Genomic DNA, 20,485 nt, shown 5'->3' with positions numbered 1-20,485 from the left:
TCAAAAATTTGTTTTACGAAGTCAGACAGTTACTGATTAATTGTTGGCCGCAGTCACCAAGCCAAACAGCTGGGTGGATGTCAATGCACCCACCTGCGTGGTCGTCAAGGCACTCACTTGCGTGTTGCTGAGCGAAGTGAGTTGAGACACCGTCAAGGCCTGAACCTGACCAGTGGTCAACGCAGCCACTTGTGAGGTGTTCAAGGCAGCCACTTCACCCGTGGTCAGCGAGGCCACCTGCGAGGTGGTCAACGATGTCACTTGGCTTGTGGTCAAGGCATTGACAGCACCTGTGCTCAAGGCTTGGATTTGTGTGGTGCTCAAGGCAGCCACCGCACTGGTCGTCAAGGCTTGCACATCATCGGTGGCAATCGATTGGATTTGACCCGTGGTCAATGCCACAACTTGTGCCGTGCTCAAGGCAGCCACTTGCGCCGTACTGAGAGCAACGATATTGGCGTTACTCAACGCAGTCACTTGAGATGTTGTCAACGCACCCACCTGAGCGGTGGTCAAGGCGCCGATGCTGCCAGCCGTCAAGGCAGACACCTGACCGGTGGTCAACACAGCCACTTGCGCCGTGCTCAAGGCGGCCACACTGGCTGTGGTCAACGCACGCACTTGGGTATCAGTCAAGGCAGACACGTTGCCAGTGCCCAAGGCAGCCACTTGCGCAGTGCTCAAGGCCGTCACCATGCCAGCGGTCAACGCGGACACCTGTGTGGTGTTCAGCGCTGTCACTTGCGCGGTACTCATAGCCACCATGTCAGCCGTTTCCATCGCGCCCACTTGTGTGGCAGTAAGAGCCGTCACTTGGCTGGTGGTCAAGGCAGCCACTTCAGTGGTGCTCAGGGCACGCACTTGCGACGCGGTCAACGCACCTACTTGCGCAGTGGTCAAGGCGGTCAGTTGTGCCGTGCTCAAACCTGTGACCACCGAGTCAGCCAACACCTGCACTTGGCCGGTGCTCAAGGCAGCCACTTGTGATGTCGTCAACGACGCCACGGTGGTGTTGGTCAACTCAGCCACTTGACCCGTGGTCAAGGCTTGTACTTGACCGGTGGTCAAGGCAGCCACAGACGCGGTGCTCAAGGCACGAATCTGGTCAGCACCCAAGACCTTCACTTGTGAGGTGGTCAGCGCTGCAGCGCCGCTGGTGGACAAGGCACCCATTTGGTCAGCGCTCAACGCGGTCACTTGGGTGGTGGTCAAGGCCGCCACTTTGGCAGTGGCCAAGCTGGTCACCACAGCTGCGGTGAGCGAGTCAATTTGACCTGTGCTCAACGAGGTCAGCTGCGTGGTGCTGAGCGCATCCACTTGTGCTGTGCTCAAGTTGGCCACGTTGGCTTCTGTCAGCGCACCCAACTGGGTGGTGCTGAGTTTGGCCACTTGGGTCGTGGTCAAGGCGACCACTTGGTCAGCCTTCACGGCTGCCACTTGCGTGGTGGTCAAGGCGCCCACTTGGGTGGTCGTCAACGAAGCAATTTGGTCAGACGACAAAGCAGTCACTGTGCCGGTGGTCAAGGATGCCACTTGTGTCGCACCCAATGCCGTCACTTGCGTGGTGGTCAGTGCATTCACACTGCTATTTGTCAAAGCTTGCAACTGGGTGGTGGTGATGGCAGCCACTTGACCCGTGGTCAACGAGACCACTTGGTCAGACGTCAAGGCAGCGATGCCCGCCGTGCTCACAGCTTGCAACTTGGCATCAGCCAAGCTAGACACTTGCGTGGTGGTCAAGCCTGCGACTTGGCCAGTGGTCAACGCAGCCACTTGTGTGGTGCTCAAGGCGTTCACTTGGGCGGTGCTCATGGCGGCCACATCGGTCACGTCCATTGCTTGCACTTGGGTGGTCGACAACGCGCCCAACTGACCGTTGGTCAGGGCAGCCACTTGGCCTGAGCTCAGTGCTTTCACAGCACCTGCTGTCAGAGCGCCCACTTGGGTGGTGGTCAACGCCACCACTTGCGCGGTGCTCAGTGCATCGACTTGGGTGTTCGTCAAACCAGCAATCACGCCGGTGCTGAGCTTCTCCACTTGTGCCGTGGTGAAGGCTTGCACTTGTGTGGCGCTGAGTGAAGACACTTGGTCAGAATTCAACACCGCAATGTCTGCTGTTTCAACCGCAGCCAACTGCGTGGTGGTGAACGCTTTGACTTGGTCGTAGCTCAGGTTGCTCACTTCGCTGGTCGTCAACGACACGACTTGCGCGGTGGTCAACGCACTCACTTGGTCAGCGGTCAAGGCTGCCAACTGGGTGGTGTTGAGGCCAGCCACATCGGTGGTTTCCAAGGCCTGCACTTGCGCTGTGGTCAGGGCTTTAATTTGCGTGGCGTTCAACACTTGAACGTCTGTATTTTCCAAAGCCTTCACTTGGTCAGTGCTCATGCCTTTGACTTGGGCGGCCGTCAGGCTAGCCACTTGGCTGGTCGTCATGGCCACCACTTGGGCAGTGCTCAGTGCATTCACTTGGGCCGTGCTCATGGCTTGCACTTGCGACGTGCTCAACGCGGTCACGTTGCCATCGGTCAAGGCTTGTACTTGCGCGGTGCTCAAAGCGGCCACTTGGCCGGTGCTCATCGCCACGACATCAGCAGATTCCAACACCTTGACTTGATCTGTGGTCAAGGCTGCCACTTGCGCCGTGCTCAAAGCAGCGACATCAGCGGTTTCCAAGGCCACCACTTGCGCTGTGGTCAAGGCGCTGACTTGGCCGGTCGTCAAGGCAGACAACTGTGTGCTGCTCATGGCCGCCACGTTGGCGGTGCTGATGGCTTGCACTTGGGTGCTGCTCAGGGCTTGCACTTGGGCGGTGACCAACGAGGCCGCTGCTGCAGTGCTCAAACCTGTCACTTGGCCTGCGGTGAGCGAGGCCACTTGTGTGGTGGTGAGCGCGGCCACATTGGCGTTGCTCAACGCATTGATTTGTGCCGTGCCCAAAGCTTGCACTTGAGAAGTGCTCAAGGCTTTCACCTCAGCCGCTGTCAAAGCAGCCATTTGACCGGTGGTCAAAGCAGCCACTTGGGTGGTGCTCATCGCACCCACTTGCGCGTTGGTCATCGCGGCCACAGCAGCGGTGGTGATGGCTTTGACTTGGGCGGTATCTAGCGTGCCCACTTGTGCGGTGGTCAAAGCAGCCACTTGGTCCGAGTTCAAAGCGCCCACATTGGCTGCAGTCACAGCAGCCACTTGCACCGTGGTGAATTTGGACACTTGGTCAGCCGTCAACGATGTCACCGCAGAGGTGGTCAACGCTTGGACTTGGTCCGTGGTGAGGCCTGTGATTTGCGCTTCATTCAGATTCGCAAAATCTTCGGTTTGCAAAGCATTCAGCTGCGTGGTGCTCAAGGCTTGCAGCTGCGTGCTGGTCATCGCTTTGACGCTGTTGAGGTTCAAAGCTTCGATGTTGCTGGTGCTGAGTTGTTGCACTTGCGCGGTGGTCAAAGCCTTGGCTTGCGCAGCGCTCAAAGTCGCGGCTTCAGAGGTGGTCAATGCAGCCACTTGGCTTGTGCTGAATGCAGCCACTTGGTCGGTGCTCAACGCAGCCACTTGGGCCGTGCTCATCACTGCCACACCTGCGGTGGAAATGGCGTTGACTTGACCGGTACTCAAGGCGCGTACATCGTCCACGCTCAGGGCTTTGACGCTTCCTGTGCTGAGGGCGGCGACTTGTGTGTTGGTCAGCGCAGCCACTTGGCCTGTGCTGAGGGCTTGCACTTGGGTGCTGCTCAACACGCTCACTTGAGACGTGGTGAGTGCGGCCACTTGACCTGTGGTCAAGCTGGTCACTTGGGCTGCGGTCAACGCGCCCACTTGGGCGGTGCTGAGCGCGGCTACTTGGGCAGTGCTCATGGCAGCCAAATCACCCACTTCCAAAGCTTTCACTTGGGCGGTGCTCAAGGCTTGTACTTGGGTGGTCGTCAGGGCGGCAGCTTCTGAACTGGTGAGCGCAGCCACTTGGGCTGTACCCAGTGCGCCGACTTGGGTGGTGGTCAACGCGGCGACACCATCGGTGGTGAGGGCTTGCAACTGGTTGTTGCTCAAACCTTTGATGGCATCGGTGGTCAAACCACTCACGCCAGCCGTCGACATGGCTTGTACTTGAGAGGTGCTGAGTGCGGCGACCTGGGCAGTAGACAAGGCTTGGGCCTGAGTGGCACTCAACGCAGCCACATCCGCTGTTTCCATGGCTTGCACTTGCGTGGCGCTGAGAGCGGCCACTTGACCTGTGGTCAAACCAGCCACTTGGGCTGTGCTCAAACCAGCCAATGCGGCAGTGGTGACTGACTTGATTTGGTCAGACGTCAACGCAGCCACTTGTGCCGTGGTCATGCCCGACAACTCGGTGTTGCTGAGCGCTTTGATTTGCGTGCTGCTCATCGCTGCCACGTCGGCAGTGTCGATGGCTTGCACTTGGGTGGTACTGAGCGATTGCAACTGGGCTGTGGTCAACACGGCAATCTGGTCAGACGTCATGGCCTTGACTTGGGCCGTGCCCAAGGCAGACACATTGCCCGTGGTCAAGGCTTTGACTTGGTCAGCGGTCAACGCGGCTACGCGGTCTGTGCTGAGTGTGGAGGCTTGCGTGCTGGTCAATGCCGCCACGCCAGCGGCGCTGATGCCACGCACTTGCGAGGTGGACAAAGCGCCGAGCTGAGCCGTGCTCAAGGCAGCCACGCTGCCGGTGCTCAAGGATTGAATTTGGCCTGTGGTCAGCGCACCCATTTGCGTGGTGCTCAGGCCTGACACGCCAGTGGTGCTGAGCGCACCCACTTGTGTTTCGGTCAAGGCTTTGACTTGGGTGGTGGTCAGGGCATCGACCTGCGCCGTGCTCAAAGCGCCAATAGCTGCATTGGTCAGCGCTTTGACTTGACCTTCAGACAAAGCTTTGACTTGGGCTGTGCTCAAGGCTTGCACTTGGGTGCTGCTCAAACCTGCCACCGTGGCGTTGGTGAGCGAACCCAGTTGTGTTGTGGTGATGGCGGCCACTTGGCCAGTGCTCAAGGCCGCGATGTTGGCGGGCGACATGGCCTTGACTTGGTCTGTCGTCAACGCGGCCACTTGGGCCGTGGTCAAGGCAGCCACGTCTTCTGTCGCAAAGGCTTTGAATTGGTTGGCTGACAAGGCTTGCAACTGCGTGGTGCTCAGGGCTGCCACTTCAGCAGACTCCAAAGTACGCACTTGTGATTGGCTGAGTGCTTGCAGTTGTGTGGTGGTCAAGGCGCTGACTTGGGCTGTGCCCAACGCCAAGATGTCGTCGGTCGACATGACGCCCAACTGCGTAGTGGTCAGGGCACCCACTTGCGTGGTGGTCATGGCGGCCACTTCGGTGGTAGTCAGCGCTTTGATTTGCGTGTCGGTGAGGGACGCCACTTGGCTTGTGCTCAACGACTGCAAGGTGCCCGTGGACAAACCGGCCACTTGCGCGCCAGTCAACGAAGACACTTGGCTGGTCGTCAAAGCGGCCACTTGCGTGGTCGTCATGGCGTTCAAGCCCGCATTGGTCAGGCCTTGCACTTGTGTAGACGTCAAAGCTTTGACTTGGTCTGTGCTCAACGCGGCCACAGCGCCCGTGGTGAGTGCGGCCACTTGTTTGGTGGTCAGTGCAGCCACTTGGCCCGTGCTGAGCTGAGCCACCGCAGCGGTGGTGAGTGCGCCCACTTGGGCTGCGCCCAAGGCTTTGACGTTGGTGGTGGAGATGCCACTCACGGTCGAGGTTGACAGCGATTGCACTTGGCCTGTGGTCAAAGCAGCCACTTGCGCAGTCGTCATCGCATTGACCAAGCTGGTGGTCAAGGCGTTTACGGCTGACGTGGTCAAGGCTTGCACTTGGCTAGATGTCAATGCGCTGATTTGCGACGTCGCCAAAGCAGCCACGTTGGTCGATGTGAGTGCTGTGACTTGGCTGGCAGACAAGGCCTTGAGTTGCGCCGTGCTGAGGGCATTGACTTGAGCGGTGGTCAGCGCTGCCACGGCATCGCTGGTCAACGATTTGATTTGTGTGTCTGTCAGTGCTTTCACTTGGGCTGTGCCCATCGCAGCCACTTCAGATGTCGTGAGCGCCTGCAATTGCGTGGCACTGAGTGACTTGATCTGGTCAGACGTGAAGGCTGCCACTTGCGTGGTGGTCATGGCCGCGATTTTGTTGGCGGCCAAGGCTTTGACTTGGTTGGCTGTGAGCGACTGAACTTGCGAGGTGGTCAAAGACGACACCTGAGCCGAGCTCATGGCACCCACCACAGCCACAGACAAGCCCGCCACTTGGGCGGTTGTCAAAGCGGCCACTTGGGTGGTACCCATAGAAGCGAAGGTGCTGCTGCTCAAGGCTTTCACTTGTGCGGCGGTCAAGGCACCCACTTGCGAGGTGGTCATGGCATTGAGCTGGTTAGAACCCAAAGCGGCCACCGACGTGGCAGCCAAAGCTTTGACTTGCGAGGTGGTCATTGCAGCCACTTGCGCAGTGGTGAAAGAAGCCACTTGGGTGGATTTGAGCTTGGCAGTGCTGGTGGTACTGAGCGCGCTGACCTGAGAGGTGGTCAACGATTGCAACTGAGCACTGCTCAGAGCGCCGAGTTCAGCCACCGTCAGCGCGTTGAGTTGTGCGGTACCCAAAGCGCTCACCTGAGAGGTGGACAAGGCTGTAATTTGGGTGGCCGTCATGCTGGCCAAATCGGCCGTCTCGATGGCTTTGATTTGGTCGGTCGTTAAGGCTTGCAGCTGGTTGGCTTTGAGCGCCTTCACTTGGGTGGCCGTGAGCGCGGCCACCTGCGAGGTAGACATACCCACCAAATCGCGCGTTTCAATCGCAGCGACTTGTGACACTTTCAAACTTGCCACTTGTGATGTGCTCATGCCGCCCAACTGATCGGCAATGAGGTTGACGATTTGGTCGGTGGTCAGCGCTTGAATTTGCTTGGAGCTCAAAGCGCCCAAACGGGTGCTGTCAATGTCTTTGATGCGCGACACATTGAGCGACGCCACTTGGGTCACGCTCAGCGCCCCCATTTGCGCGGTGCTGAGTGAATTGATTTGCGACGAGGTCATGGCCCCGATTTGCGTGGGCTTGAAGGCGGCAATTTGCGTGTTGCTGAACGCGCCCATTTGCTGATCGGTGAAAGCGGCCACATTAGCTGCCGTCAACACACCCAACTGGCCTGCTGTCAAACCTGCCATCGCTGTGGTGCTGATGGAGGACACCTGCTCGGTGGTGAGTGCCGCAGCTTCTGCCACCGTGAGGGCTTTGATCTTGGTGGCATCAAAGCCAGAAATATCGGTCGTGGCCGTGACCTTGGTGGTGGGCGTGACAGCGCTGAAGGTCATCAATGTGTTGGATTGAAAACCAGTACTTAAGTTGTTGATCGTGGCCATGATTCGCTCTTTTCACTCATTCATTGAGGGTTGCAACGGCAGTGACTGCACAGCAATGCACTGCCCTTACAGGGATTCGTCTCCTTAAGATCGGCTCAAGTTTTGATAACTTGAATGAAAATCTTAAAAATCTTTTAACCACGACTAAACGCAAAAAGCGAGCCATGGCTCGCTTTTTGACACCCCAAGTTTGAAACCTGAGGTTTGAGTCGTTTTGAATTACTTCAAGAGCGACAACACAGACTGTGAAGACTGGTTTGCTTGCGCCAACATTGCTGTCGCGGCTTGCGCAATGATCTGGTTACGGGCCATGTTGGTGGTTTCTGTCGCGTAGTCAGTGTCCAAGATACGGCTGCGTGAAGCAGACATGTTTTGGTTGGACTCGGTCAGGTTAGACACCACGGCATCCAAACGGTTTTGGAAGGCACCGGCTTTGGCTTGGTCAGCAGCCACTGAAGTCAATGCAGCATCGATGGCCTTGAGGGCTTCGGTTGCACCGGCTTGTGTGGTCACGTCCACGTCTTTGATCTTCAAGGCGTTGTCCGAGCCACCAAAGTTGCCGCGGCGGAAGCCCAGAGCTGCAAAGTTGTCGTTGCCTTCAGAACCGCTTTCAACGGTGAACGCTTTGTCAGAGCTCAACTTGACAGTTGAGTAATGGGTCACAGCGTCAGTGGCATCACCTGCTGTACCGATGGTCACACCTGTCAAACCGAGTGCTGCTGCATCCGTCGCGTCAGAGCTGATCGAGATGTTGCGGCCGTCAGCAGCTGTCAAGGTGATGCCTTCGCCCCAAGCGGTGGCAGTCACGCCTGTTTTGCCTTGTGCAGCGTTGATGGCTGTCAACACGTCGTCACGATTGGAGTTGGCATCCAAGCTGATGGCCACGTCCACACCGTTCAAGTTCAAAGCACCCACTAAGCCAGCTGTGAAGCCAGAACCTTTGAGCATGTTTGGCTCAGCAGTGGCTGTCACGCCAGTCATGCCTGTCTTCTTGTTGATGGCAGCTGCAATCGCAATAGCGCTGGCAGATTTGCTAGAAGAGTCAGCCACTGTGTTGGAGGCTTGGTCGTCGTTGGCGTTGGCAGCGTCGATACCGACACCGTTCAAGACCAAGGTATTGCCATTGAACACGCCAGTTTCTGTACCGGCCACTGTGCCAGCGGCAGGCGCTGCTGCAGTGGCTTGAGGCAAGCGAGTCAATGAAACAGCTTGTGCTGTGTCAGCAGAGAAAGAACCAAAGTTCAAACCAGAGTTAGACAACTTGCCAGACACATTGCTAGACACGTTGATGGCACGGCCGTCCAAGGTGTTCAGTTCGTATGTACCTTCGTACACCTTGGTGGCACCCAAACCTGTAGCAGCGGTGGTCAAAGAACCCAAATCCAGCTCAATGTTGCGGCCATCATCTGCAACCAAAACGATACCTTGGTTGTCATCGTGTGTGTTGACAGCCTTGACACCTGTTTGACCAGAGATGTTGTTGATGGCAGTCATCACTGCAGCGCGAGAGAGTTCTGCGTCGTCTGTGGTGTACACAGTGGCTGTGTCCACGCCGTTGATTTTGATGGTGCCGCTAGAAGCAGCAGCTGTCATCACAGAACCGAAGGCAACTGTATCGCCCACAGTGGCACGCACGCCGCTTTGAGCAGACACGCGGTTGATGGCGGCAGCTTTAGAGATAGCGCTAGAAGCGTTGGCAGCAGAAGACTTGGTGTCGTCAGTTGCCAAAGAAGCACCGACCACCACACCGTTCAAGATCAAGTCGCCGTCAGCCAAAGCTGGGGCAGCGTTGGCTGCAAAGCTAGTAGCCACAGAAGACAAAGAAGCGCGTGAGCCCATGCCGATGTCTTTGGTCTTCACAGAGCCGAAAGAGATGTCCATGGTGTCGTTGGCATTGGTGCCAGTTTGCAAGACGATCTTGCCGGCGCTGCCGTCCAACAACTTGATGTTGTTATGGTTTGTTTTGTTGGCGACGTTGTCGATTTCGGCCTTGAGTTGATCCACTTCTTGTTGGATAGAACCGCGGTCTTGGTCGTTGACAGAACCAGTTGCTGCTTGCACAGACAGTTCACGCATGCGTTGCAGCATGTTGGTGACTTGACCCATCGCGCCTTCAGCAGTTTGAGCCATCGAGATGCCGTCGTTGGAGTTGCGGATGGCAACTGCATAACCACGAATTTGTGAAGTCATGCGGTTGGTGATCGCAAGGCCAGCAGCGTCGTCTTTGGCGCTGTTGATACGCAGACCTGTGGAGAGACGCTCCATGGTCGTTGCAGTCAATTTCTCGACATTGCTCATAGATGCTTGCGCTGTCAATGCTTTGACGTTGGTGTTGATAACGGACATGGTGTTTCTCCTAAAAGTCCAGAGAGGGGGTTGAAGAGTTCAAGAATTTCATTTCCTGATACCCAGTGATTCGGAAGAGCTGGGTTTTACTTGAGCGATTTTTTGAAATATTTCGAGATATTCGCCTGTATCAGCCACATAGCGTATATCTAAGTTGTGGGGTCACACGGCTTCGTTGTGCAACAAGCCTTTGAAGTCTTCTATGCCATGCGCCACACGCACCACCACTTCACTGGGGATTTGACGCACCACATCACCATTGGCCATGTTCTTGACAAACACAATAGGACGACCCAGCTTGACGTCCATGCTGAAGCTCAGGGTGCGACCGCTGTCTTTGAGCATGTCGTTGAGTTTTTGAATGGCCTCTTCTAGGTTCTTACGTGCATGATCTGCATCGAACTTGATTTCGGGCTTAGGCAGTGGCGTCAAGGCTTGTGCCTTGGCATCCACAGGCGCTTGAGAAGCACCCGACAGATGCGCGCCAGCCGATTTAGCAACGACCACAGCCTCAGGCCGAGCGAGTGCTGGCTGAGGCACTTTGGGTTGAATGTCATTTCCCATAAGAACCGCCTTTAACCCCGACAGATTGGGGGTTTCGCTTTGAATCGGCGCGAGGAAACTTAACTTTAGGGAAAACTTAAAAATTATTTGTTCGTGTAGACAGCCATCATGCCGTCAAAGCTAGATTTGAGGCTGGTCTTCTGGCTGTTCACGCCGCCCACGATGCTTTCCATGCTGGAGAACTGCTTGTTGTAGCGAGCCAGCAAGGTGGTCATGCGGGTTTCTAACTTACCCAAATCAGCTTGGTATTTGCTGTTTTGGGTTTCTGCGTTTTGGCTGTTGGTCAGCAGCACGCCGCTGGGGCCAATCAGCTTAGACAGCTTGCGCATCGCCTCACCTGCAAAACCTGCGGGCTTGGTGCTGTACGCACTGAGGCCATTGGTGTTGCCGGTCATGGTTTGCACCACATCGTCAAAGTTGTCGGCCAAGGCAGCGTCAAGCTTGGCTTCATCCAAGCTCATCACGCCCGAGCGGTCAATGCTGATACCCATTTGCCACATGGTGCTGATTTTGCTGCCAGGCGTGTTGGATTCGCCTTGCACCAAGGTGCGCATCAGTGCTTTCACACTACGCGCCGTGGAGTCGCCCACCAACGTCGCGCCATAGGTTTCCATGGTGGATTTTGGGTCAGAGACCACATTCAACATGGAGGTCGCGTCGTTGTAGCTGGTCACCAAGGCTTTGAACTTGTCTTTCAAAGCGGAGGTGTCGCGCACCAAGCTCAAGTCAGCGGCGCCTGTGGTGACTGTTTTCAAATCCAAAGTTGCGCCAGGCAACACATCGGTCAAGGTGTTGGTGTTGCGCGTGAAGGTGATGCCATCGACCTTGACCTTGGCATCACTGGCCACTTGGTTGGCTGAGTTAGCACCAAAGGTCAGACCCAGAGAGCCCGTATTGGGGTTGGCACTGCTGGTGCCATCAATCTGTGTGTAAGACGTGGACAGCGAGAACGCACCCGCAGCGCCCTTGGGGCCGCTGAGCACAATTTGAAATGGGGAAGCAGAGCCATCACCCGTGTTGACCAAACTGGCAGTCACGCCCGTCTTTGCAGCGTTGATGGCGTCGACAATGTTTTGTGGGGTATCGGTGCCGGGTGCCAAGCTGATCGCTGGTTTGGCAATGCCGCCCACCGTCAAGGTCAGCGCCATGGCGTTGCTGCCATTGACAGGCACAGTCGCTGAGGCGAAGCCCGTGCTGATGGTGCGTTGCGATTTGGCCAGTTGCAACACCTCAATCTCGTGGCTGCCACTGGTGGCGGTGGCACTGGTAGTCACTGCAAATGCGCTGGGCTGGCTGTTGGTAGCGGCCAGTGAGCTGAAATTGTTTTGGTCTTTGAGTGCCGTGAACGCGTTGTTCAACTCTGAAGCAACGAACGAAATGGCAGCGTAGCCAGACACGCGCGCTTCGTTTTTGCTGATCTTGGCGTTGATGGCGTTTTGCTGAGGTGTCTTTTCTGCATCCACCAAGTTTTGCGCCAACGACGCAACGTCAACCCCTGAACCTGCATTCAACGAAGTCAGCAGTTTTTGAGCCGCTGCACGGTTGGCCGCAGCAATATCCTTGGCCGTGCTAGCGGCTGTACTGGAGGAAGAAACTGCGGTGGTGGCCATGGTGGAGACGTTCTTAAAAGGCTAATCGTTAAGGTGATCGGCTGATGTTTTGAAAACTTGAGGCCAATTACTTGATGTAGTTGAACAAACTCAATTGAGAAATTTTGGCGAAACCACTTTGTGCTGCTTGCAAGGCCAACTGGTCCTTGTTCATGCGTGTGATGGCTTCGGTGTAATCCAAATCTTCCACATCGGAACGGGTGGCCTTGAGGCGCAACACCACCTCATCGAGGACGCTGTTTTGCATGTCGACCACGGTGAGGTCGGTACCAATTTGAGCCAAGCCCTCGCTCACGCCTTGTTGCAAACCGTCAACCTCTGAAATGCCGCGCTGGATGTTGCTGTAGTCGCTGTTTTTGACAGCAGTAACCAAATCATCCAATGCTTGGAAAAAATCCACACCAGTTTGGCTACCTTTGCCGTCATCGCGAATGACGCGCACAAAAGCATCAGAGCCAGGCATGTTGAGGTTCATGCGGCGGCTGTCGCCCACGTTGACTTTCATGCGAGCCTGGTCGCCTTGGTAATACACCACACCCGCCGCATCTTTGGCGTAAGGAGGTGTGCTGGCCTTGCTGCCCGAGAACAAATAATTGCCGTTGCTGTCTTGGCTGTTGCCCAAGCTCATGATTTGCTCACGCAAAGCACCTAGCTCCACCGCCACGCTTTGGCGATCAGCTTTGCTCAGGGTGTCGTTGGCCGCTTGTGTGGACAGCTCTTTGATGCGGTACAGCACATCGCTGGTGTTGGTCAGCGCGGTTTCTTGCGCAGTCAAGCGCACGTTCACTGCTTTCAAAGTGTCTTGATAGCTGGTTTGGCGTGACAGCTCTGACTCAATGCGGGTCACCAGTGCAGCCTTGTCGGGCGCATCGCTGGGCTTGACGATTTGCAGACCCGTCGACATTTGCTCTTGCACTTTGGACAAATTGGCTTGCACGTTGCCCATTTGTTGGGTGGCACGGTCAAAGTAAAGCGTGGTGGAAATTTTCATAAGAGCTCGCCTTTATCAGCGGATGTTTGCAATCGTGTCGAACAAATCGCCCGACACTTGCAATGCTTTGGCACAGGCTTGGTAAGCCTGTTGGTAACGAATCAAGGCAGCAGCTTCGTCGTCTAGGTTAACGCCCGACACTTTGTCGCGTGCGGCAATGGCTTGGTCGTTCACCACCGTCAGCGCTTCTTGCGTGATGATGGCTTGCTGAGCCAAGTTGCCCACGTTGTTGATTTGGTCGATGTAGGTGTTGGCAATGGTTTTGCCATTGGCGGTGGGCTTTTTGTTCAAGTCGACCATGTCGAGCATGTTGACGTTGTTGGCCAAGCCATCAAAGTTGCCATCAATCAAAAAGCTATCGCCCACCGATGCACCATGCGTGAGTTTGATGTTCAAACCTTGAAACTCAAGCATGGGCTCTAAGGCGGTGGCGTCGTATTGGCGGTTGGCCAACTCAGTGCCTGTTTTGGCATCGATGATGCTGTAGCGGTCAGCTGCCGTGAACTTGACCTGCAAGGTTTGGCTGCGCAAGTTGTCACGGGCGTTGGCAGGTTCACCGCTGAAAGTTGTCGCTACCTTGGCGACACCTTTACCTGTGACAAACAGCAACAAATCATCCGGGCAACCGTCTTCAATGTAGGCGCCTGTGCGCAAACCCAACTTGGCCAAATCGGCAGGGTTGCCAAACTTCTCCACCTTGGGGTCACCGTAGGTGTAGGCGCTGAACGAAAAGCGAATGTCTGTCTTGGTGGGATCCTCAGCCAACATGCGTTTCAAACGCTCAGTGTCGGTGTAGTCCATGGGCTCAAGGCCCAAAGCATTGGTGGTGTAGGTGCCGTCGCTGTTTTTGCCAGGGCCAATGGAGATGCTGCGCACGCCCTTTTCATCGGTCACGGTCAACTGCAAATCGAGGTTGTTGTCCAAAGATGCAACCACACCGGTTTCAGCTTGCTTGCTGTTGATGCGCTCAATCAGGTCATTCATGGATGACATGCCAGGCTTGGCATCCACCGTGATGTTGCCAAGCTTGATGTTGAATTTGGTCGCTATGTCGGCATCGGCCATCTTGGCGTCAAAAGCGCGGATGACCAACTCCCCGTTCACATAGCTGACTTGGTATTCGTCACCAAAGCGTTGGTCGACATTGCCAGCGCGTGCGCCTACTTTGTAGGCTTCATCACTGGCTGCCAAGTTGAGGTTGGTCAGATTTCGGTTCAAGTCATCGCTGAACACCAACTTGTCGCCTGAGACCGTCACGTGCAAGGCATTGCGGCCTGCATCTGCCTCGTTCAAATGGGTTTCCAACTCGGCGGCTAAACCGGCCAGGTCTGCGCTAGCAGGGTTCAAAGGACTCAAGGTCACTTGCGCGCCATCAATGTCCATGCTGAATGAGGTGAAGGCTTCGGCCGCAGAGGCGGTGCCAAAGCTCACACTCGAGATGGACGCTTCGGTGCGATCGCTCATGGCGACCATCAGTTCGCTGGGTGTGCCCACAAAGGTTTGTTGTGGGTAACCAAAATTCACGGTGTACGACACATCTGCGCCCAAGCCATAGGCGGCTTGGTTCAAGTTGATGTCGTTGATTTGCAGTGGCTTGCCAAACTGCAAATCACCACTTGACACATGCATGTCACGCACGATTTGTGTCATGCGGACCTGGCCGTTGTAGGTGCCCAAAGCCAAGTTCAAAGCATTGCTGCCTGGCTCTAAGGTGCCCACGTTGGCATTGATCTGAATAGGTTCGCCATTGGCATTTTTCAAAATCAACTCACCCGATGAGGTGAGCGATGCTTCGACGCGCTTGTTCATCTCCAAGGTAGATGTGCCATCGGGGTTGAGCGTGTGATTGATGGCATCCACCAGACCTTTGAGGTCTTGGTAGCCCTGAATCACTTCGCCGTTGATGGTGAGGCTTTTCTTGAGATCAATCTGACCTGTTGGCACACGAATTTCGCTGAAGACTTCAGCGCGAATGTCGGTGTCTGCTGTTTTTTCGTTCACCCACAAAGCCACATCGGCCGGAGTGGCCAAGGCTTTGAGTTCACCCAGCTTCACACCATTGAGCGACAAAGCGCCTTCAGGGATGTAGTCGCCCGTGCCGGGAATGCGCGATGTTTCCATCACCGCTGGCAAAGGAATGGCTTCGCCCGCTGCGCCGTATTGGTCAAAGTTCTGGCCATACAACACGGTGGCTTTGGCACCGTAAAACAAATCCAAATCGCGGTAAGCGCTGGGGCCTGTTTTATTCAAATAGGCATCGCTGTAAGTAGCGTTGGCGGCAAAGCCGTTGTCGGGGGTGAAGAGCTGGTACTTGGCAGTTTCGTCCAGCGCCTCGCCCATCAGCAAGCGACCGTCACGGGTCATGACTTGCAGCTGTTGGCCTGGGCCTGCTTCATCCAAATAAAAGGTAGCGCCCACGCCGCCCGACAAGGCGGTGACGGGTGCGTACACGCGTGCACCGTCAACCTTGAAGCTCACACCGGCTGTGGCGTTGGGGTTGTTCACCAACTCAGGGTTGCTCAGGGCGGTAGCCGGTGTAGTGCCTGTGAACTTCACAGTGGCACGGGTAGTCGTGATGTTGCTATTGCCTTCACTCACACGGAACTGTGCTGCGGTGGCGATGCGCATGCCGTCGTTCATGGCCATGCGAATGCCAGAGGCAGGGCTGCTGGCTTTGGGATCAAAGGCAAACAGATCAGCGCCCATTTGGCCGTAGCCATCGATGCCGTTTTTCTGAATCGTGTTAGTTTCAGCCGCAAAGGTTTGAGCCAATGCACTGAGGTTTTTTTGTGCAGGCTCCAACACTTGGCTGATGAAACTTTGATAACCGCCCAATTGGCCACCGCTGGCACTGGCCAGTGATTCGGTTTTGCCGTAAGGGTCGAGCACCAATTCAATCTTGCCCGCCACGCTGGTGTCCACACCAATGGGGCGTGCTTTGTTGCCGTTGACCACCAAACCTTGGGTCATGGTGGTGCCCAAGCTCACATTGACTGTTCCGTTGGTGGTGAAGCTGGTCTTGATACGAACGAGGTCAGACAACTGACGCAAGGTCAAATCGCGACGGTCCAGCAACTCGGGGGCTTGTGTTTCAAGCGTGGGCGACTTGGCCAAGCTTTGGTTGATCAAGGCCAATTGGCCCGTGAGTGTGTTGACCTGTGCAGCCACGCTGCCAATGCCATCACGGGTTTCTGTGGCAATCAAGTCAAGCTGTGTGTCGAGTTCGCCAAAACGAGAAGCCACACCATCGGCGGTGCGCATGAAGCTGGTGCGTTGCACCGAAGAAGCTGGGTCAGCCGACAGCGCACTAGCGGCAGCAAAAAAGTTATCGAACGCGGAACTCAAACCAATGCTCTTGTCACCCATGATGTCCATCACGCGCTTGGCGTAATCGACCATGGGTTTTTGACTAGACAAATCACTGGTGCTGTTGCGCAAATTGGATTCAGCGAACGCATCAAATTGACGCTTGATGTTTTGCAACAAAACACCGGTACCCACGTACATGCTGGCCATTTTCTTTGGCGCAGAGTCTTTGAGCACCACGTCTTGACGTGAATACCCCTCCGTGTTGACGTTGGCAATGTTGTTACTGACCGTGGTCAGTGCGCGTTGGTAGGCATTGATACCGTTACTGGCAATGCCGAGCATGTCACTCATTTACGGCCTCCAGAAAAAGGAGCCTTGAACTCTTGCAAGCTCTTGAGTGGCAGGTTTTTTTCCAAAGCAAAGCCTTTGCTCAACTCTGCCGCTGTGGGCAAAGGAATAGCTTGTTGCCTGGGATTCAATGGGATACCTTTGCCGCGCGCTTTCAACAAAGCATCTGTGCTGGGTGCGGGCATTTGTTGTTGCTTGACGGCACGTTCCATGAAGTCGGCCACGCCCAAGGCGCCGCGTTTGGACATTTGCAAAGACACTTCTTTGTCAAACATGCCTTCAAAGGTTTCCAGGGCGTGCGATTTGTTTTCTTCGTCCTTCATGGGCTCATTGGCCTCACGCATGGACTTCAACATCATCTGAATGAAGAGGCCTTCAAACTGCTGCGCTGATTCTTTCAACGCGCTGTTTTGGTCTTTCTGCGCTTTACCGCGCAACTCACCCAGACCTGTGAAGTCCGTGTAGGACCTAGGTGTTGAGGTGTCGACGGAGCTGCTCATAGTCGTTCTCGCTTAGATGATGACCAACTCGGCGCGCAGGCTGCCGGAGCTTTTCAAGGCTTCAAGAATGGCAATCAACGCAGAAGGCGTGGCGCCCACTTGGTTGACCGCATCCACAATTTGACGCAGCTCAACACCGGGCTGGAACAAGAACATAGGCTTGTTAGGCTCAGCCACTTTGATGTCAGCGTTTTGTACTTCGGTGGTTTGGCCACCGGCGAGCATGTTGGGTTGTGACACCTCGTTGGTCGCCGTGATCGCCACAGAAATCGTGCCATGCGACACGGCCGCGGCTGTGACGCGCACCGAGCGGTTGATCACCACCGTGCCTGTGCGTGAGTTGATCACCACGCGCGCGGGTGGCTCGCCTGGCGTGACCTCTAAGGCCTCGATCATGCTCATGAATGCGACGCGCTGATTCAAGTTTTGTGGGGCTCGTACCGATACCGATACACCATCAATGGCTTGTGCCACGTCGCCGCCAAATTTTTTATTGATCGCGTTGACGATGGCGGTCGTGGTGGAGAAATCGTTTTCACGGATGTTAAAAATCACGTTTTCGGCAGACTCAAAAGGCGTGTCAACAATGCGCTCCACAATCGCGCCGCCAGGAATGCGAGCCGAGGTGGGCACACCAATTTGCACTTTAGAACCTGCGGCGCTGGCATCAATGCCAGTCGCTGTGAGTGCACCTTGGGCCAAAGCGTAAATCTCGCCATCCACACCGCGCATGGCGGTCATGATCAAGCTGCCACCGCGCAAGTTAGAGGCTTTACCAATGGCAGACACGTTGATGTCGATGCGTTGACCGGGCTTGGCAAAGCCAGGCAAGTCAGCCGTCACCAACACGGCAGCGGTGTTTTTGATGTCGACACGCGCTGCAGTGGCTGCGGTTTCAAAGTCGGTCAAAGGACCGTCAATGCGCACGCCCATTTGCGAGAGCATGGCTTTCATGCTTTGCGTGGTGAAGGGCACCGAGGCGTCATCGCCCGTGCCTTGCAAACCGACCACCAAACCGTAACCAATCAATTGGTTAGGACGTTGGGCGGCGAGCGTGGCCAAGTCTTTGACGCGGTCGGCTTGTGCAGCACTTGCGGCTAAAACGCACAGGCTGGTCAAGCAGACGCGAACAAACAGGGAGAGATTTTTCATATTAGAAAGGCCAGAACTTGTGCATCAAGCTGGTACCCCAGCCTGCTTTGGTGGCATTTGCCAAATCACCCGAACCGCGATACGCGATTTGTGCATTGGCCAAACGGCGTGATTGCACAGTGCTGTTGGGGCCTACGTCTTCAGGACGAATCACGCCTGAAACTTGAATGACTTCGGTGCCTTCTGACAAGCCGAGCTTTTTCTCGCCACGGACCATCAAGTTGCCGTTGGCCAAAATTTCAACCACCGTCACAGCCACAGAGCCAGACAAAGAGGCTTGTTGGTCTGCCTTGCCTGCGCCTTTGCTGCTGTTGTTGTTGGAGTTGACATCAATGCCGTTCAAGAAAGGCGACATGCTGCCAATCTTGGTGTTGAAGCCCGAGGGCAATGAGTTTTTAGATTCACGGCTCACATCGGTGTTTTGTGTGCGCGCCGCTTGCGTCGATTCATTGAGCAACACCGTGATGATGTCGCCCACTTGGTAATTGCGGCCACGGCCGAACCAGGCATCACTTTGTCGGTTGCTGTAAATGCCGCCGGTGGCAACTTTTTGCCGGTCAGCGGCAAGTGGATACACCGGTTGGAACTCTGGCGATGGACGAAGCACCATGTCGACAGGTTCGGTGGCGCAGCCTTGCAACAAATAAACAATGCCAGCAAGAGCGAGTAAGCGAAGGACGATCATGATCCGGCTCCTTCAGATGTTTTGGTTCAAGAACTTGAGCATGCCGTCCACCGCAGAGATGGACTTGGAGTTCATCTCGTAAGCGCGCTGGGTTTCGATCATGTTGACCATCTCCTCCACCACGTTCACGTTGGAGGCTTCGAGTGAGCCCTGCTTCAAAGCACCTGCGCCGTTGAGGCCAGGTGTGAGCACCTGTGCCACGCCGCTGGCTTGCGAAGCTTCAAACAAGTTGTTGCCGATGGGCTTCAAACCGCTTGGGTTCACAAAACGTGCGATTTGAATTTGGCCAATGTTTTGTGAACCGCCACCGGCCACGATCTCGGCAGACACGGTGCCGTCTTGACCAAAGGTCACGCTGGCTGTGTTTTCAGGGATGGTGATGGCGGGAATCAGCGGAAAGCCAGACGCCGTCACAACTTGGCCGGTGTTGCTGATCTTGAAGTTGCCATCGCGGCTGTACGACGTGGTGCCGTCTGGCATTTGAATCTGGAACATGCCGCCACCCATGATCGCCAAGTCGAGGGGCGATTGGGTGTTGATCAAGTTGCCCTGCAAGTGCAGCTTTTCAGTGGCATTGATCTTCACACCGGTACCGAGCATCAAGCCCGTGGGTGAGAGGGTGTTGTTGGTGGTTTGACCACCGGGTTGTTTGACGTTTTGATAGAGCAAGTCTTCAAAAACGGCTCGGTCGCGTTTGAAGCCGGTCGTGCTCACGTTGGCCAAGTTGTTCGAAATGACGTTCATGCGCGTCTGCTGCGCGTCAAGACCGGTTTTCGCTACCCACAATGATGCATCCATGGCTTCTAGCCCCTTTTAATCTGTCAAATTCAAGACGCCTTCATCATGGAAGCGCCCGACTCATCGTTGGATTTGCTTTCTTTGATCAAACGCACCTGATGCTCAAACGAGCGGCTCTGTTCAATCAGCTTCACCATCGATGCCATTGGATTGACACTGCTGCCTTCTAAAGCTTGCGGTGTCAAAGAAACTGGCTCTGGACCAGTTGCAAAGTCCGTGCCAAGTGGTTTTTCGTCAACTCGGAACAAACCGTCTTCGCGTTTGATGAGGTTCGTGGTGCTGGCATCGCGCAACATCAAGGTGCCAACCACCTGCTCCTGCGGAATGCCTTGCTGGGTGGGGTCTGCGGCGAAGATTTCGCCTGTTTTGGTGATGTTGATGCGTGAGCCCACGGGAATCGTGATGGGGCCGCCATCTTGGCCTTGCACCATGTGGCCAGAACCGGTTTCAAGCACACCGTTGGGGTTGACGCGCAGGTCACCCCGGCGGGTAAATGCCAGTTTTCCGTCATTGCCCATCACGCCCATGACGGTTTTGTGGTTCATGGACACGTCCAAATCACGGCCTGTGACCATCAAAGGTCCTGCATCCAAGCGCACACGGTCTGTGGTGTACAGACGGGGTTGCAAGCGTGAATCAAAGCCCTCACCCACCGCTTGGTGCGGTTGGATGGTGGCTTCGAAGGTTTGCTTGAAACCGACGGTGGTGACGTTGGCGATGTCGTTGGACAACTGTTGCCGGATCAAACGGTCTTCGTTGATCGCGGCCATCGCGTTGAAAGATAAGCGGTCCATGTCAGTCTCTTAATCAGGCC

The 20,485-nt window shown here is 55.6% G+C and carries 11 protein-coding genes; all 11 read right to left on the bottom strand.

Features of this window, described 5'->3' with window-relative positions:
- Window positions 1–36: 36 nt before the first annotated feature.
- The gene (locus LINBF2_RS02250; protein WP_281890076.1) at window positions 37–7,368 is read right to left on the bottom strand and encodes a heme utilization protein; all 7,332 of its coding nucleotides are present in this window, start codon (window positions 7,366–7,368) and stop codon (window positions 37–39) included.
- A gap of 219 nt (window positions 7,369–7,587) precedes the next feature.
- Window positions 7,588–9,714, bottom strand: a complete 2,127-nt coding sequence (locus LINBF2_RS02245; RefSeq protein WP_281890074.1) for a flagellin — start codon at window positions 9,712–9,714, stop codon at window positions 7,588–7,590.
- Between the two features lie 162 nt (window positions 9,715–9,876).
- Window positions 9,877–10,278, bottom strand: a complete 402-nt coding sequence (locus LINBF2_RS02240) for a flagellar protein FlaG (RefSeq protein ID WP_281890072.1) — start codon at window positions 10,276–10,278, stop codon at window positions 9,877–9,879.
- An 83-nt stretch (window positions 10,279–10,361) separates the two neighbouring features.
- Window positions 10,362–11,888, bottom strand: a complete 1,527-nt coding sequence (gene fliD / locus LINBF2_RS02235; RefSeq protein ID WP_281890070.1) for a flagellar filament capping protein FliD — start codon at window positions 11,886–11,888, stop codon at window positions 10,362–10,364.
- A gap of 67 nt (window positions 11,889–11,955) precedes the next feature.
- Window positions 11,956–12,879, bottom strand: coding sequence for a flagellar hook-associated protein FlgL (gene flgL, locus LINBF2_RS02230; protein WP_281890068.1), 924 nt, complete (start codon window positions 12,877–12,879; stop codon window positions 11,956–11,958).
- Between the two features lie 15 nt (window positions 12,880–12,894).
- Complete coding sequence (gene flgK / locus LINBF2_RS02225) at window positions 12,895–16,539, bottom strand: flagellar hook-associated protein FlgK (RefSeq protein ID WP_281890066.1); 3,645 nt, start codon at window positions 16,537–16,539, stop codon at window positions 12,895–12,897.
- Complete coding sequence (locus tag LINBF2_RS02220) at window positions 16,536–17,036, bottom strand: rod-binding protein (RefSeq protein ID WP_281890064.1); 501 nt, start codon at window positions 17,034–17,036, stop codon at window positions 16,536–16,538. The genes flgK and LINBF2_RS02220 overlap by 4 nt, the downstream gene beginning before the upstream one ends.
- Window positions 17,037–17,048: 12 nt before the next feature.
- Window positions 17,049–18,188, bottom strand: a complete 1,140-nt coding sequence (locus tag LINBF2_RS02215) for a flagellar basal body P-ring protein FlgI (RefSeq protein WP_281890062.1) — start codon at window positions 18,186–18,188, stop codon at window positions 17,049–17,051.
- A gap of 1 nt (window position 18,189) precedes the next feature.
- Complete coding sequence (locus LINBF2_RS02210) at window positions 18,190–18,873, bottom strand: flagellar basal body L-ring protein FlgH (protein WP_104796500.1); 684 nt, start codon at window positions 18,871–18,873, stop codon at window positions 18,190–18,192.
- A gap of 12 nt (window positions 18,874–18,885) precedes the next feature.
- On the bottom strand, window positions 18,886–19,671 hold the full coding sequence (gene flgG, locus LINBF2_RS02205) for a flagellar basal-body rod protein FlgG (protein WP_281890060.1): 786 nt from the start codon (window positions 19,669–19,671) through the stop codon (window positions 18,886–18,888).
- 29 nt (window positions 19,672–19,700) lie between these two features.
- On the bottom strand, window positions 19,701–20,465 hold the full coding sequence (locus LINBF2_RS02200) for a flagellar basal body rod C-terminal domain-containing protein (protein WP_281890058.1): 765 nt from the start codon (window positions 20,463–20,465) through the stop codon (window positions 19,701–19,703).
- Between the last annotated feature and the right edge of the window lie 20 nt (window positions 20,466–20,485).

The sequence above is a fragment of the Limnohabitans sp. TEGF004 genome (genome assembly GCF_027924965.1).
In the GTDB taxonomy this organism is placed as follows: Bacteria; Pseudomonadota; Gammaproteobacteria; order Burkholderiales; family Burkholderiaceae_C; genus Limnohabitans.
This window is presented reverse-complemented; position numbering and strand designations above follow the sequence as displayed.

Coding starts and splice junctions, on each gene's coding strand:
- flgL (WP_281890068.1), bottom strand. CDS start 12,879: ATGAAAATTTCCACCACGCTTTACTTTGACCGTGCCACCCAACAAATG.
- LINBF2_RS02245 (WP_281890074.1), bottom strand. CDS start 9,714: ATGTCCGTTATCAACACCAACGTCAAAGCATTGACAGCGCAAGCATCT.
- flgK (WP_281890066.1), bottom strand. CDS start 16,539: ATGAGTGACATGCTCGGCATTGCCAGTAACGGTATCAATGCCTACCAA.
- LINBF2_RS02210 (WP_104796500.1), bottom strand. CDS start 18,873: ATGATCGTCCTTCGCTTACTCGCTCTTGCTGGCATTGTTTATTTGTTG.
- fliD (WP_281890070.1), bottom strand. CDS start 11,888: ATGGCCACCACCGCAGTTTCTTCCTCCAGTACAGCCGCTAGCACGGCC.
- LINBF2_RS02215 (WP_281890062.1), bottom strand. CDS start 18,188: ATGAAAAATCTCTCCCTGTTTGTTCGCGTCTGCTTGACCAGCCTGTGC.
- LINBF2_RS02200 (WP_281890058.1), bottom strand. CDS start 20,465: ATGGACCGCTTATCTTTCAACGCGATGGCCGCGATCAACGAAGACCGT.
- LINBF2_RS02240 (WP_281890072.1), bottom strand. CDS start 10,278: ATGGGAAATGACATTCAACCCAAAGTGCCTCAGCCAGCACTCGCTCGG.
- flgG (WP_281890060.1), bottom strand. CDS start 19,671: ATGGATGCATCATTGTGGGTAGCGAAAACCGGTCTTGACGCGCAGCAG.
- LINBF2_RS02250 (WP_281890076.1), bottom strand. CDS start 7,368: ATGGCCACGATCAACAACTTAAGTACTGGTTTTCAATCCAACACATTG.
- LINBF2_RS02220 (WP_281890064.1), bottom strand. CDS start 17,036: ATGAGCAGCTCCGTCGACACCTCAACACCTAGGTCCTACACGGACTTC.